11 protein-coding genes are annotated in these 14256 nt (G+C 72.8%); 9 read left to right on the forward strand and 2 right to left on the reverse strand.

Annotated features, from left to right (window positions below; translation table 11 throughout):
• Window positions 1–22: 22 nt before the first annotated feature.
• Both ACFYRY_RS04605 and ACFYRY_RS04610 read right to left on the reverse strand, forming a co-directional pair.
• Complete coding sequence (locus ACFYRY_RS04605; RefSeq protein ID WP_389141080.1) at window positions 23–1504, reverse strand: MFS transporter; 1482 nt, start codon at window positions 1502–1504, stop codon at window positions 23–25.
• A gap of 190 nt (window positions 1505–1694) precedes the next feature.
• Window positions 1695–2408 carry a GntR family transcriptional regulator gene (locus ACFYRY_RS04610; RefSeq protein ID WP_389139928.1) on the reverse strand — a complete coding sequence of 238 codons (714 nt, stop codon included), beginning with the start codon at window positions 2406–2408 and terminating at the stop codon, window positions 1695–1697.
• A 107-nt stretch (window positions 2409–2515) separates the two neighbouring features.
• Here ACFYRY_RS04610 and manD point away from each other — a divergent pair, with 107 nt between their 5' ends.
• The 9 genes from manD to ACFYRY_RS04655 all read left to right on the forward strand — a co-directional run bounded on the left by manD (window position 2516) and on the right by ACFYRY_RS04655 (window position 14133).
• Entirely contained in the window at window positions 2516–3724 is a 1209-nt protein-coding gene (gene manD, locus ACFYRY_RS04615; RefSeq protein ID WP_389139930.1) for a D-mannonate dehydratase ManD, read from the forward strand.
• Window positions 3721–5163 (forward strand): mannitol dehydrogenase family protein, encoded by a 1443-nt coding sequence (locus ACFYRY_RS04620; RefSeq protein ID WP_389139932.1) that lies wholly within the window; start codon window positions 3721–3723, stop codon window positions 5161–5163. The genes manD and ACFYRY_RS04620 overlap by 4 nt, the downstream gene beginning before the upstream one ends.
• Window positions 5164–5249: 86 nt before the next feature.
• Window positions 5250–6644 (forward strand): MFS transporter, encoded by a 1395-nt coding sequence (locus ACFYRY_RS04625; protein WP_389139934.1) that lies wholly within the window; start codon window positions 5250–5252, stop codon window positions 6642–6644.
• Window positions 6641–7726 (forward strand): L-idonate 5-dehydrogenase, encoded by a 1086-nt coding sequence (locus tag ACFYRY_RS04630; protein ID WP_389139936.1) that lies wholly within the window; start codon window positions 6641–6643, stop codon window positions 7724–7726. The genes ACFYRY_RS04625 and ACFYRY_RS04630 overlap by 4 nt, the downstream gene beginning before the upstream one ends.
• Before the next feature lie 213 nt (window positions 7727–7939).
• Window positions 7940–8947 carry a sugar kinase gene (locus ACFYRY_RS04635; protein ID WP_389139938.1) on the forward strand — a complete coding sequence of 336 codons (1008 nt, stop codon included), beginning with the start codon at window positions 7940–7942 and terminating at the stop codon, window positions 8945–8947.
• Between the two features lie 135 nt (window positions 8948–9082).
• Complete coding sequence (locus tag ACFYRY_RS04640) at window positions 9083–10543, forward strand: hypothetical protein (protein ID WP_389139941.1); 1461 nt, start codon at window positions 9083–9085, stop codon at window positions 10541–10543.
• 200 nt (window positions 10544–10743) lie between these two features.
• On the forward strand, window positions 10744–11988 hold the full coding sequence (locus tag ACFYRY_RS04645; protein WP_389139943.1) for an AAA family ATPase: 1245 nt from the start codon (window positions 10744–10746) through the stop codon (window positions 11986–11988).
• Entirely contained in the window at window positions 11985–13256 is a 1272-nt protein-coding gene (locus ACFYRY_RS04650; RefSeq protein WP_389139945.1) for a VWA-like domain-containing protein, read from the forward strand. The genes ACFYRY_RS04645 and ACFYRY_RS04650 overlap by 4 nt, the downstream gene beginning before the upstream one ends.
• Window positions 13257–13317: 61 nt before the next feature.
• Window positions 13318–14133, forward strand: coding sequence for a DUF427 domain-containing protein (locus tag ACFYRY_RS04655; RefSeq protein WP_389139948.1), 816 nt, complete (start codon window positions 13318–13320; stop codon window positions 14131–14133).
• Window positions 14134–14256 lie beyond the last annotated feature (123 nt).

Genomic DNA, 14256 nt, shown 5'->3' on the forward strand with positions numbered 1-14256 from the left:
ACGGGCGGGAAGTGTCACGGGCTCAGACCGGTCCGGGCCCCGCCCCGCCCTTCAGACGCTCCAGATCGGAGGGGCGGACCTGGATGACCAGGAGGGCGATCAGCGCGGCGATCGCGGCGAAGATCGCGGCCACGACGAAGGCGGCCGAGACCCCGGAGGTGAGGACCTCGTCGGACCAGGGACTCGGAAGCTGACCGGTCTCCCGGAAGCGCAGGCGTTCGGCGGGGGTCGCCTGGGACAGGAAACTCGGCACCTGTTTCGCGGCCTCGTTGGTGCTGGCCGTGCCGAACACCGTGACCAGGATGGACAGCCCGAGCGAGCCTCCGACCTGCTGGGTGGCGTTGAGGAGCCCGGAGGCCGCGCCGGTCTCCCGGGACGAGACATTGGACAGGGCCATCAGGGTGAGCGAGACGAACTCCATGCCCATGCCCAGGGCGAAGACGAGGAACGGGCCGAGGATGCTGCCCGCGTAGGTGGAGTGGACATCGGTCAGGGTCAGCCAGGCCAGGCCCCCCGTGGCGAGAATCCCGCCCCCCACCATGAAGGGCTTGGGGCCGAACGTCGGCAGGAACCGGGAGGCCAGCCCCGCGCCGACCGCGATGACCGCGCTGACCGGCAGGAAGGCGATCCCGGTGGCCAGGGGGCTGAAGTTCAGCACGTCCTGCACGAAGAGGGTGAGGAAGAAGAACATGCCGAAGATCGCGGCGGCGAGGCAGAGCATGATGCCGTAGGTGCCGGCACGGTTGCGGTCGGCGAACATGTGCATCGGCGTGATCGGCTGCTGGGACCTGCGCTCGATCAGGATGAACACCGCGAGGACGATCACCGCCCCGGCGAACGAGGCCAGGGTGAGCGGGTCCCGCCAGCCCTCCTGGGCAGCCCTGATGAACCCGTACACCAGCAGGACCATCCCGACGGTGGAGGTCAGCGCGCCGGCGATGTCGAAGTGGCCCGGGTGGCGTGCGGACTCCCTGATGTAGCGGGGCGTGGCGAGGGCGATGAGCAGGCCGATCGGGACGTTGACGAACAGGACCCACCGCCAGTTCAGCCACTCCACGAGCATCCCGCCCGCGAGCAGCCCGATCGCGCCGCCGGCCGCCGAGACACCGGCGAACACACCGAAGGCGCGGTTGCGTTCGGGGCCTTCGCGGAAGGTCGTACTGACCAGGGAGAGGGCGGTCGGGGACGCGATGGCGCCGCCGACGCCCTGGACGGCGCGTGCGGCGAGGAGTTGGGCCTCGTTCTGCGCGAATCCGCCGAGCAGGGAGGCGAGCGCGAACAGCAGCACGCCGAAGATGAACACCCGCCGTCTGCCGAGGATGTCGCCGGTGCGGCCGCCGAGCAGCAGCAGGCCGCCGAAGGTGAGGGTGTACGCGTTGACCACCCAGGCCAGGCTGGTGGTGGAGAAGTCCAGGGAGCGCTGGATGTCCGGCAGCGCGATGTTCACGATGGTGATGTCCAGGACCACCATCAGCTGACACGAGGCGATGACCAGCAGGGCCATCGCCTTCTTGCCGCCGCCCGGTTCCCCGGTGGCGGCCTGCGGCGCGGAGGTCGGCTGTGGTCTGCTGCTCATGGTGTGCCGTCTCTCGAGGGCTCACGCCCCCGTGACGCATGGGGGAACGGTGGCATCCACCGTTCGACCGTACGCCGGTGCCCTGACCGTCACCACTCGACGGCAAGGTCCGGGACGGTCACTCCCAGACCACGACGTTGCGCCGCACCGGCACCGTCGAGGCGCCGGCGGCGAACAGTTCCGGTGAGTGGGCGCGGATGCGTTCGATGTCGTTGAAGACGGCCCTCAGGTGGGTGCGCATCGCGGTGCGGGCGAGCGGGACGTTCCCCCCGACGACCGCGTCGAGGATCTCGTGGTGCTGTCCCGCGAACACGGCCGGGGACACGTTCTCGTGCAGTCCCAGGCGCCTGGCCCGGTCCAGATGGCCCTTGGCGGCGGCGACGGTGGTCCAGACGTCGCCGTGGCCGCTCAGCCGCATCAGGCCGTGGTGGAAGGCCTCGTCCAGGGCGAAGAAGTCCTCCAGGTCGAGGTCGGCCTGCCGCTGGCGCTTCAGGTTGTCCCGCAGTTCGTCGACGAGCGTGGCGTCGAGTGCGCCGGGCAGGTCGTCCAGGGAGGCGAGTTCCACCGCCTCCCGCAGGAACTGCGCGTCGGCGACCTGCGCCGGGTCCACCCGGGACACGAACGACCCGATCTTCGGGAAGACCTGCACCAGGCCTTCCTGGGCCAGCAGGATCAGGCTCTCCCGCACCGGTGTGCGGCTGACGCCCAGGGACGCGGCGAGTTCGTTCTCCGACAGGGCGGCGCCCGGGGCGAGTTCGAGGGTCAGGACCATCTGACGCAACTTCAGGTAGATCTCGCGCCGACTCGTCCGCCGCCCGTTGGTGTGAGCCATGGGCCCATCGTACGTAGATCGGCGACACAAGTATTGCCGTACTGCGCGACAGATGCTTGTATACAAGTACTTCCCGACCGAGGAGCCGCTATGGGCAAGGAGCCGCTGTGAGCACCATCGAACGTGTCGAGGTCTTCGTCGCCTCTCCCGGCCGTACCTTCGTCACGCTCCGTGTCACCACCACGGACGGCGTGACCGGACTCGGCGACGCCACCCTGAACGGCCGTGAGCTGGCCGTGGCGAGCTACTTGCGTGACCACGTGGCGCCCCTGCTGGTCGGCAGGGACCCCGCCCGTATCGAGGACATGTGGCAGTACCTGTACAAGGGCGCCTACTGGCGGCGCGGGCCGGTCACCATGACCGCGATCGCCGCGGTCGACACGGCGCTGTGGGACATCAAGGGCAAGACGGCCGGCCTGCCCGTCCATCAGCTCCTCGGCGGCCGTTCCCGGGACGGCGTGCTCGTCTACTCGCACGCCAGCGGCACCGACGTGCCCTCGCTGCTCGACGACGTCGAGCGCTATCTGGAGCTCGGCTACAAGGCCGTCCGGGCGCAGGCCGCCGTGCCCGACGTCGGGGGGACGTACGGGGTGCGCAAGGGCACCGTGTACGAGCCCGCCGCGACCGAACTGCCCGACGAGCAGCCGTGGGACACCGACGCCTACCTGAACTTCGCCCCCACCTATCTGGAGGCCGTGCGGGAACGCTTCGGCTTCGGCTTCCACCTGCTGCACGACGTGCACCACCGGCTGACCCCGATCGAGGCGGCCCGGTTCGGCAAGAGCGTCGAGAGCTGCCGGCTGTTCTGGATGGAGGACCCGACCCCGGCCGAGAACCAGGAGGCGTTCCGGCTCATCCGGCAGCACACCACGACGCCGATCGCGGTCGGCGAGGTGATGAACTCGATCTGGGACGTCCAGCACCTGATCACCGAACAGCTCATCGACTACGTACGCACCACCGTGGTGCACGCCGGCGGCATCACCCACCTGCGGCGGATCTTCGACCTCGCCGCGCTGTACCAGGTGCGCACCGGCTCCCACGGGGCGACCGACCTCTCCCCCGTCAGCATGGCCGCCGCCGTGCACCTCGACATCGCCGTGCCGAACTTCGGCATACAGGAGTACATGGGCCACCCCGAGGAGACCGCGGAGGTCTTCCGTACCGGCGTCACCTTCGCCGACGGCATGCTGCACCCCTCCGAGGAACCGGGCCTCGGGGTCGAGTACGACGAGAAGGCGGCCGAGCGTTTCCCGTACCAGCGGCGCTATCTCCCCGTCGCCCGCCGCCTCGACGGGTCGGTGCACGACTGGTGAGCGCCGACGCCCTGAACCGTGCGGCGCTCCCCCGGCTCGCCGCGGAGCTGCGGCCCGCCGTCGACCCGGCCGGACTGCGCCCCCGTGTCGTCCACTTCGGGATCGGCGCCTTCCACCGGGCCCACCAGGCGGTGTACACCGAGCACGCCGCCGCCCGCTCCGGGGAGCCCTGGGGCATCACCGCGGTCGCGCCCCGGTCGACGGAGACCGTACAGGTGTTGCGGGACCAGGACTGTCTGTACTCGGTCACCGAGCGCCGTCCGGACGGACATCGCACGCGGGTCGCGGGCGCGGTCGTCGGCGCGCTGGCCATGGGGCCCGACGCCAAGGCCGTCGACGCCCTGCTCGTCGACCCGGAGGTGACGGTGGTGACGCTCACCGTGACCGAGAAGGGCTACCACCGCTCCGCGTCGACCGGTGGCCTCGACACGGCGTCCGCGCCGGTCGCCGCCGACCTCGCGGCGGACCCCGACGGGCCCCTCGGCACCGTGGTCGGGCGCCTCGCCGCCGGACTGGCGGCGCGGATGCGCGCGGGCGCGCCCCCGATCGCCCTCGTGTCCTGCGACAACATGGCGGACAACGGCGTGGCGCTGGCCCGCGTGGTGCACGACTTCGTCCGTGCCTCCCCCTGGCCGGACCGTACGGAGATCCTGGACCGGATGTCCGGGGCCGTCGCCTTCCCCGCGACGGTGGTGGACCGGATCGTGCCCGCGACGAGTGACGCCGACCGGACGGCGGCCGTCGCCGCGCTCGGGGTGCGCGACGCCCTCCCGGTGACCGGTGAGCCGTACCGGCAGTGGGTGCTGGAGGACACCTTCACCGCGCCCCGGCCGCCCTGGGAGCTCGACGGAGCCCTGTTCGTCCCGGACGTCGCGCCCTACCAGCTCACCAAACTGCGGCTGCTGAACGGCTCCCACTCCGCCCTGGCCTACCTCGGCACGGCCGCGGGTCTCGCCACCATCGCCGACACCATGGCGGCCCCGTGGGGCGAGCGGCTCGTCCGGGCGCTGTGCGCGGAGGTCTCCCCCACCCTCCCCGGCGGCGGCCCGGACCCGGTCGGGTACGCCGACGACCTCGTCGTACGGTTCCGCAATCCCGCGATGCGGCACCTGTTGCGGCAGATCGGCTCCGACGGGTCGGTGAAGATCACGGAGCGCTGGCTGCCCGCCCTGCGCGAACTGCGCGCCCGTGGCCTGGGCACCCCCGTCCTCGAACTCGCCCTCGCCGCCTGGGCCCACGGCACCAGCCGGGCCGAGGCGCCCGCCGATCCGGCCGCCGCGAAGCTCGCCGCCTGCTGGGGCGCCGATACCCGACCCGCGGACACGGTACGCGCGCTGCTGCGCGTCCTCGGCGCCGCGGACCTGGCGGACGACGACGCCCTCACCGGCGCCGTCGCGGACCGGCTACCCGCTCTGCGGGCCGGACGCGTCGAGATCTGAGTGCCCGTCCCCCTCCCCTCTTCACACCCCGTCCCCCTCCCCTCTTCACACAGCGTCGTCACCGTCCCCGAACAACGGAGTTCACGATGAAGGACAGCGTCATGGCCGCTCAGCAGACGCCTTCCGCCCAGCGCAGCACCAGAGATCTGACCCGGGCCGCCGTCTCCGGCTGGCTCGGCACGGCCATGGAGTTCATGGACTTCCAGCTGTACTCGCTGGCCGCCGCGATCGTCTTCAACAAGATCTTCTTCCCGGACGTCAGCCCGGCCATCGGGCTGATCGCCGCGATGGCCACCTACGGCGTCGGCTACGTCGCCCGGCTCGCGGGGGCCGTCTACTTCGGGCGGATGGGTGACCGGATCGGCCGCAAGAAGGTCCTGTTCCTCACCATCCTGCTGATGGGCGCCTCCACCACCCTCATCGGGGCCCTGCCCACGTACGCCTCGATCGGCATCCTCGCGCCGATCCTGCTCGTGGCGCTGCGTCTGGTGCAGGGCTTCGGCGCGGGTGCCGAGATCGCCGGGGCGACGGTGATGCTGGCCGAGTACGCGCCCGTCCGGCGGCGCGGACTGATCTCCTCGCTGGTGTCGCTCGGCACGAACTCCGGGACACTCGCCGCCTCCGGACTGTGGGCCGTGCTGCTCGCGGTGCTCAGCGAGGAGCAACTGCTCTCCTGGGGCTGGCGGTTGCCCTTCCTGCTGAGCTTCGCCCTGATGATCTTCGCGGTCTGGCTGCGCCGGAGCCTCAAGGAGAGCCCGGTCTTCGAGGAACGCCCGGACGTGGTGGACGGGGTGGCGCTGGCCCGTGACGAGGTCGAGTCCGCGATCGCCACGGCCGACGAGCAGGAGGGCAGCGTCCTGGCTGCCGGTATCCGCCAGCGGAAGGGCAAGGCGTTCTTCCTCGCTCTGGGACTGCGCTTCGGCCAGGCGGGCAACTCCGGGCTGGTGCAGACGTTCCTGGTCGGCTACATCGCCACCAACCTGACGGTCGGCCGGTCCGTCCCGACGGACGCGATCGTGTACGGCTCACTGGTCGGCTTCGCCACCGTGCCGGTGATCGGCCTGCTGGGCGACCGGTTCGGACGCCGCGCGGTCTACCTCGTGCTCTCGCTGCTGACCATGGTCCTCGCCTTCCCGGTGATGCTCCTCATCACCTCCGGCTCGACGCCGGGCGTGATGCTCGGCATGGTGCTCGGCCTGAACGTCGGAGTCCTCGGTCTGTTCTCGCTGGAGAGCGTCACGATGGCCGAACTCTTCGGTTCCCGGACCCGGTTCACCCAGCTCGCGCTCGCCAAGGAGATCGGCGGCATCCTCGCCACCGCGATCGGGCCGGTCCTCGCGGCCACCCTCACGGCGGTCACCGGCAGTTGGTGGCCCATCGCGGGGATGCTCATCGTCTACTCGCTCATCACCTGCGTCAGCGCGTACCTCGCGCCCGAGACCCGCGGACGTGACCTGGTCCGCCTGGAGGACGCCGTATGAACACGATCGCCGAAGGAGCCTCGGTGCGGGCGGCTACCTCGGAGCACCGGATGAGAGCGGTGGTGGTGCACGGTCCCGGCGATGTGCGCGTCGACGAACGGGCCCGGCCGGTACCGGGCGCGGGCGAGGTGCTGCTGTCCATGGAGTGGGGCGGGATCTGCGGATCCGACATCGCGTACTGGAAGAAGGGCGCGTCCGGAACCGCCGCGCTCACCCACCCGCTGGTGCTCGGGCACGAGGTCGCCGGCCGGATCGCCGCGCTCGGCGCCGGGGTCACCGGCCTCCACGAAGGGCAGCCGGTCACCGTCCACCCGGCCCAGCTCGTCGGCGACGGTGTGCTTCCCGACCGCATCGCCGGACGGACCAACCTCTACCCGCGCGTCCGCTACTTCGGCTCGGCGGCCTTCGACCCGCACACCGACGGCGGGTTCAGCGAGTACCGGACGGTCGCGGCGCCGCAGATCCGGCCCCTGCCGGACGGCGTCGGCACCGAACAGGGCGCCCTCGCCGAGCCGTTGGCGGTCGCCCTGCACGCCGTGGGCCGGGTCCCCGACCTACGCGGACGTACCGTGCTGGTCAACGGCTGCGGCCCGATCGGCTCCCTGGTCGTCGCCGCCGCCCGGCACCGCGGCGCGGGCACGGTCGTCGCCGCCGACCTGTCGTCCTCCTCGCTCGCCGTCGCCCGCGCCATGGGCGCCGACGAGACCCGCGACCTGTCCGGCGGCGCCGCGCTGCCCCAGGACGTGGACGTGGTCTTCGAGGCGTCCGGAGCCCCGGCCGCGCTCGGGCCGGTGCTCCGGGCCACCGCCCCGGGCGGCACCCTCGTCCAGGTCGGCAACCTGCCCGGTACGGCCGCGCCGGCCGTCCTCGGTGACCTGGTGACCCGGGAGATCACCTGGATCGGCTCGTACCGTTTCGTCGAGGAGATCGACGACGCGCTGCGCGCCCTGCGGGACGGCCTGGACGTGACCCCGCTGATCACCCACCGCTTCCCGCTGGAACGGGCCGAGGAGGCACTCACCGTCGCCGCCGACCCGCACAGCGGAAGCAGCAAGGTCATGCTGCGCCTGACCGACAGGTGACGCCCGGCGGGCCGCTCCGCGGGCGCCGATGCGTCGAGGCGGTCCAGAGGCCAACCCGTCGTGACCGGCCCGTGGGGGCCACACCCCCCGTGGCCGGTCGCGGGTCCGCCCCGGACCCCTCCGTGCCCGGTACGTTCCGCACCCGTCCGCGCTACGCCACTCGCCGCCCGTACACACTCACGTACCGTTCGCCGTCCGCCAGGAGACACACCCGTGCCACCCCCTCATCTCACCGTCGACCACCAGGAGCAGACGCCGGACGTCGTGTGCGTGGGCGAGACGATGGCCGTGCTCAGTCCGCCGGACGCCCGCCCGCTCGCCGAGCAGCCCGCGCTCAGCCTCGGCATCGGGGGCGCGGAGTCCAACGTCGCGTGCGGGCTGGCCGGGCTCGGACACCGCGCCGCCTGGATGAGCCGCCTGGGCGACGACCCGTTCGCCCGCCGTATCCTCGCCGAACTCACCGCGCGCGGCGTGGACGTGAGCGGCGTCGAGACCGATCCGGGACGCCCCACCGGGGTCTACTTCAAGGACCCCGGCCCGGACCACACCCGTACCCACTACTACCGGCGCGGATCGGCCGCCAGCGGGATGGGGCCCGACCTGGCCCGGCATCCCGCCCTCCGGCGGGCCCGGATCGTGCACCTGTCGGGCGTCGCCGCGGCCCTCTCCGACACCTGCGCACAACTGCTGGAGGCACTGCTCCTCGGCCGCGACGACGCCACGCGTGGACCGGCCGTCTCCTTCGACGTCAACCACCGCCCGGCACTGTGGCGCGACAGCACCGCGGGCGCCGGACGGACCCTGCTGACGCTCGCCCGCGCCGCCGACATCGTGTTCGTCGGGCGGGACGAGGCCGAGGAGCTGTGGGGCACCGCCCGCCCGGACGACATCGCGGACCTGCTCGACTCCGCGCCCGTCGTGGTGGTCAAGGACGCCGAGCACGGCGCCACCTCGTACGCGGGCGGCGTCCGCACGTTCGTGCCCGCGCTGCCCACCAGGGTGGTCGAACCGGTCGGCGCGGGCGACGCGTTCGCGGCCGGCTACCTGGCCGGAGTGCTGGAGTCCCGCGACGAACGCTCCCGGCTGCGCCTCGGCCACCTCGCTGCCGCCGCCGCCCTGCGGACCAGGGACGACGTTCCCGTCATGCCCCCGCGCGATCAGACCGTCCGGCTGCTCGCCGTGGACGACGACACCTGGGCGGCCACCCCGCCTGGTCGCTGAGGCCTCCGTGGCTTCCTCACTCGGCACTCCGTCAAAAAGGGGCTGACAGAGCCGATCGAGGGCGATAGGCTCCGCCGCGATGACGACTCAAACTGTTGACAGATCGGGGGTCCCGTCCGCGCAAGGTGAGTGCTGATGCTCACTCAGATCGCGAACGGGGATCCCCGCCTTTCCCTCTGGCTGCGCGTGCGCGAGTTCGCCGTGCCGCCCTCCATGATCGAGACCGCGACCGCCCGCCGCCGCGCCGGCGACTGGGCGGGGGCGTGTGCCGCCGCCGGTGTCGATGTCGATCTCGGTCTGCGTTCCGTGGCGCGCGCCTACGGCCAGGACCTCGCGGGCCGGGTCCGGGCGGACCTCCGCCGCCTGGCCCCTGACTTGCTGCGCTGGCACATGCCGAGGATCGCCCCCGACGGGATGCTGCGCCCCGGCCTGACTCTCTCCCTGGCTCGTTACGACGCCGTGGGGCGGTCCGGCTCGGGCTCGGTGCACCTCGTGGCCCGGACCCCTCCGGCCTGGGCGGACGCCGGTCAGCGCATCAGCCTCGCCCTGTGGGACGGCTCCCGCACCGAGAGCGGTGCCTGCCCCCATCCGCATCCCCGCCCCAACCGCCGGTTCCGACTCGACCTGCACCGCCACCTGTGGGACGCGAGCCGAAGTGACGAACTGCGGCTCCGGTCCGGGGCCGACCAACTGCCCGCCGACGGCGGTCCGGCGCGGGATCCGGATCTCCTGGGGGTGGTACCCGAGCCGTACGTGCGGCGCTGTGCCGTCGACCGGTGGGCGGCCGAGGCGGAGATCCTGCTCCGTGCCGAAGGGCGCCGTACCGGTACCGTCCTCGTCCGGCTCACAGGCCGCCACCGGCTGGCGGTGGACCTGGTCACGGACGGCGCCGGTGGCGGTGGGCCGACCGCGCTGCGGATCGCCACGGCCTCCAGGGCCGACGGCGCCTCGGGACGGCCGATGCTGCCCGACGCGGCGACCTGGGTGCCACCCGACCTGGAGCTCGTCCGCGCCGGTGCGATCACGGCCGACCGGTTGCACCCGCTGGTCGCCTCGGCGTTGATCCCGGGGCACGCGCCGCTCGAAACGACCAGGACCGGCACCGGTCCCGGGCCTGGGCCTGGGCCTGGGCCTGGGGCCTCCGGCCGGGCAGGAGGGCCGCACCTCGTGGAGTGCCGGGGGGCTCGTCATCGGATCGGGCTGATCGACGGAGTGCTGGCCCCACTGGACCACGACCCGGCGGAGATCCGGCGCGAGGAACTGCTGGCCGCGCTGACCGGCACCCCGCTCGACTGCCTGCGGGTCATCGACGAGGCGCACCGCCACCCGGAGTGTCTCGCCGACGTCCGCGAACGCCTCGGCCACGGCGACATCTCCGGTGCGCTGGCCGTCGTCGAGGGTCTGCTGGGACCCGACGCGCTGCTGCGCGGCGGCGCGCTACGGGACGAACTGGAAGAGGCCGCGCGGCGGCGGATCACCTACGGACTCTTCCGGGCGGGCCTGATCGGCCCCGGGCCCGGCCGCGTCCGCGCCCACTCGGACGGCCGCCGAGCCGGCGACCGCCGCTACCACCCCCGCCACGCGACCTTCCGCTGACCCGGGCACGTCAGCCCGTACCCGTAGGGCTCGACGTGTCCACTCGGCGCGTCGAGACGTATCCACTCGACGCGTCAACTCGCCGTATCCCCTTGCCGTATGGGCCCGGCTCCGGCCCCGTCGGCTTCTCCCGTCACCGCGCCACCCGGCGCACCACCACCCGCGTCCACTCGGCGCCTCGAACCCCGAAGGTGATCGCCATGCCCACCCATGCCCCGTTCCCTGCCTCTTCTGCTCCCTCCCAACTCGACCTGGCCGACGACCTGTTGGCCCTGCTCCGCGACACGACCACCGAACCGCGCCCCGACACCCAGCTGGAGGCGCTGACGCTGGCCGTGGCCGCCGACCTGCCGGTGCTCCTGTGGGGTGAGCCGGGGATCGGCAAGACGGCGGCCCTGACCCAGCTCGCCACGTCCCTGGACCTTCCGCTGACCACCGTGATCGCGAGCGTGCACGAACCGTCCGACTTCTCCGGACTGCCCGTCGTCGGCGACGACCCCGCGGCGCAGGGGGTACCGATGGCCCCGCCGGACTGGGCCGTGCGCCTGGTCCGGGCCGGCCGGGGTCTGCTGTTCCTGGACGAGCTGTCCACCGCGCCGCCGGCGGTTCAGGCCGCCCTGCTCCGGCTCGTGCTGGAACGGCGGATCGGTGCCCTGCGGCTGCCGCCCGCGGTGCGGATCGTGGCCGCCGCCAACCCGCGGTCCTCGGCGGCCGACGGCTGGGAGCTGAGCCCGCCGCTGGCCAACCGGTTCGTCCACCTGCAGTGGACACACGACCACGAGGTCGTCGTACGCGGCCTCGGCGGAACGTGGCCCCGGGCGACCCTGCCCCGGCTCGCGCCCGAGAAGCTGGCGCGGGCCGTGGACCTCGCCCGCCGCGCGGTGTGCGGGCTGCTCACCGCCCGCCCCACACTCGTGCACCAGATGCCCAGCAGCGAGACGCGGCGCGGCGGCGCCTGGCCGTCCCCCCGGAGCTGGGAGATGACGCTCTGCCTGATCGCCTTCGCGACCGCCGCCGGCTCCTCCCGGGAAGTGCTGTCCCTGCTGGTCAGGGGCACGGTGGGAGACGGTCCGGGGCTGGAGCTGCTGGCGAGCCTGGACCGGATGGACCTCCCGGACCCCGAGGTGCTGCTTGCCGACCCGGCGAGCGCCGAACTGCCCGAGCGCGGGGACCTGCGGCAGGCCACCCTCGACGGTGTGGTCGACGCGGTCCGCCGGAACCCGGAGAAGTCCCGCTGGGACGCGGCCTGGGCGCTCCTGGTCCGGGCACTGGAGACCGGGGCACCTGACCTGGTGGTCGTCCCCGCGACCACCCTCGCCTCGCTGCGCCGACAGGACTGGGACGTTCCGGCCACGATCGAGCGGCTCGCCGGAGTGGTCTCGCTGTCCCGGCGGGCGGACCACGCGGCGGCCCGGACCGCGGCCGCCGCGAAGGCGGGCCGATGAACGCGCGACAGGAGCCGCGCCCGGACGCGCCCACGACCCTGGACCTGGACAAGCTGTTCGCCGCCCGGCTGCACGCCGCCCGGGTCCGGCCCTACCTGGCGACGGCACTGTTCGCCCTGCACACCGTGGAGTCGCGGCGCGTCCCGACGATGGCGGTGGACCGGAACTGGCGGTGCTACGTCTCGCCGGCCTTCGTCGAGCGGACGCCGGTGGAGGAACTGGCGGGCGTGTGGGTGCACGAGGTGTCGCATCTGCTGCGCGACCACCACCGCCGCAGTGACCGGGTCGCGCGGGAACGCGGTTTGACCGGTCCCGGGGATCGGCTGCGGATGAACATCGCCGCGGACTGCGAGATCAACGACGACGTGTTCGGTGACGGGCTGGCCCGGCCCGAAGGCGCCGTCGAGCCGGAGACCTTGCGGCTGAGCCCGGGACAGCTGATGGAGGACTACCTTCGTCAGTTCCGGCTCGGACCGAGGATGCAGGACCTGGCCTGGCTGGACTGCGGGAGCGGCGCCGACGGGCTGGACCGGGAGTGGGATCTGGGGCCCGACGGCGCGCACGGGCTCAGCGCGCAGGAACAGGACGCGGTCCGGTTTCGGGTGGCGCACGGCATCTCCGGCCGCCCGGGTGAGGCCCCGCGGGGATGGCAGCGGTGGGCGGAGGAGGCGTTCCACCCGCCGCAGCCCTGGCGGGACCTGCTGGGAGCGGCGGTCCGCGCGGCGGCCTCCGGCACCGGGGCGGGCGAGGACTACACGTACGGCCGGCCGTCGCGCCGCTCGGCCTCGATGCCCGGCGTCGTGCTGCCGAGCCTGCGCCGCCGCCCGCCTCAGGTGTCGGTGGTCATCGACACCTCGGGGTCGGTCAGTGACACCGAACTGGGCAGCGCGCTCCTGGAGGTCGCCGCGATCGCCCGTGCCGTGGGCGGCCGTCGCGACCTGGTCACCGTGGTTCCGTGCGACGCGGCGGCCCGGATCGTGCACCCGCTGTGCCGTGGCGAGGGAATTCCGCTGCTGGGCGGCGGCGGCACGGACCTGCGCGCCGGCTTCGCCAAGGCGCTCCGGGCGCGGCCGGGGCCCGATGTCGTCGTGGTCCTGACCGACGGCCAGACGCCCTGGCCGGCCACCCGGCCGCCGTGCCGGACAGTGGTGGGCCTGTTCCCCCGGCATCACCAGTCCTGGAACGAGGACGACCCCGACTACGAACCGGACGCGCCGCCCGACTGGGCGCGCGTGGTCGACATCGGATCGGCTCCCGCGGCCCGGTGAGTCATGATGGAAGGGGCAGGGACAGGACTCGGCACCGCCACGGTGCGAAGGAGACCGGACCATGACCATTCATCCCGCCATTCATCCCGCCGAGCAGAGCATCCGCAGCACTCCGGAGGGGCTCCTGTGGGAACCCAGCGAACGCTGGGTGCGCGGGCGCAAGGGCGATGTGACCGTCGTGGACAGCAGGCACCCGGTCCTCGTCTGGGAACCCGGCGTCCCCGTACCGCAGTACGCGTTCCCGCGCGAGGAGGTCCGCGAGGATCTGCTGCGCCCGGCCGAGCGGCCCCCGACGGGCAGCCACACCGGGTCGCGGACCTTCTACGACCTCACGGTCGGCGGAGTGGTGGTGGAGAACGCGGCCTGGACGTTCCCCGCCGAGGACCTGGCCGGTCACATCGCCTTCGAGTGGTTCAGGCACTGGGACAGCGGTCTCGACCACTGGTACGAGGAGGAGGAAGAGATCTTCATCCACCCTCGTGACCCGCACAAACGCGTCGACGCCCTGCCCAGCGGCCGTCACGTCCAGGTGGAGGTCGGCGGCCTGCTCGTCGCCGACACCCACCGGCCGGTGCTGCTCTACGAGACGGGTCTGCCGACGCGGTACTACATCCCCCGCGCGGACGTCCGGCTCGACCTGTTCGAACCCACCGACCACAGCACCGGCTGCCCCTACAAGGGCGTGGCCCGGTACTGGACCTGGGCCGGGCCGGGCGAGGTGCCGCGGAACATCCTCTGGAGCTACCCGGATCCGTTGCCGCCGGTGGCCGCCGTGCAGGGGCTCCTGGCCTTCTACAACGAGGCCGTGGACATCACCGTGGACGGCGAGCGCCGGGCCCGTCCCGTGACGCCGTTCACCGACGGTCTCAAGGTCTGAACTCGGGGCCGTGGACAGCCCTCCGTCGCGGAAACGTTCAATCATCCTGCCCTGTGCCCCGTAGGCTCGCCCTCGTTGATCGACGAGGACTGTGGCGGCGAGCGTGCTGCCGCCTGTGCCGGG

It is taken from the genome of Streptomyces sp. NPDC005263, from assembly GCF_042872365.1.
GTDB lineage: Bacteria > Actinomycetota > Actinomycetes > Streptomycetales > Streptomycetaceae > Streptomyces.

Bases quoted from the DNA above. Each gene is read 5' to 3' on its own strand.
- ACFYRY_RS04610 (WP_389139928.1), bottom strand. From the start codon at position 2,408: ATGGCTCACACCAACGGGCGGCGGACGAGTCGGCGCGAGATCTACCTG.
- ACFYRY_RS04640 (WP_389139941.1), top strand. From the start codon at position 9,083: ATGCTCACTCAGATCGCGAACGGGGATCCCCGCCTTTCCCTCTGGCTG.
- ACFYRY_RS04630 (WP_389139936.1), top strand. From the start codon at position 6,641: ATGAACACGATCGCCGAAGGAGCCTCGGTGCGGGCGGCTACCTCGGAG.
- ACFYRY_RS04605 (WP_389141080.1), bottom strand. From the start codon at position 1,504: ATGGCCCTGCTGGTCATCGCCTCGTGTCAGCTGATGGTGGTCCTGGAC.
- ACFYRY_RS04655 (WP_389139948.1), top strand. From the start codon at position 13,318: ATGACCATTCATCCCGCCATTCATCCCGCCGAGCAGAGCATCCGCAGC.
- ACFYRY_RS04650 (WP_389139945.1), top strand. From the start codon at position 11,985: ATGAACGCGCGACAGGAGCCGCGCCCGGACGCGCCCACGACCCTGGAC.
- ACFYRY_RS04645 (WP_389139943.1), top strand. From the start codon at position 10,744: ATGCCCACCCATGCCCCGTTCCCTGCCTCTTCTGCTCCCTCCCAACTC.
- ACFYRY_RS04625 (WP_389139934.1), top strand. From the start codon at position 5,250: ATGAAGGACAGCGTCATGGCCGCTCAGCAGACGCCTTCCGCCCAGCGC.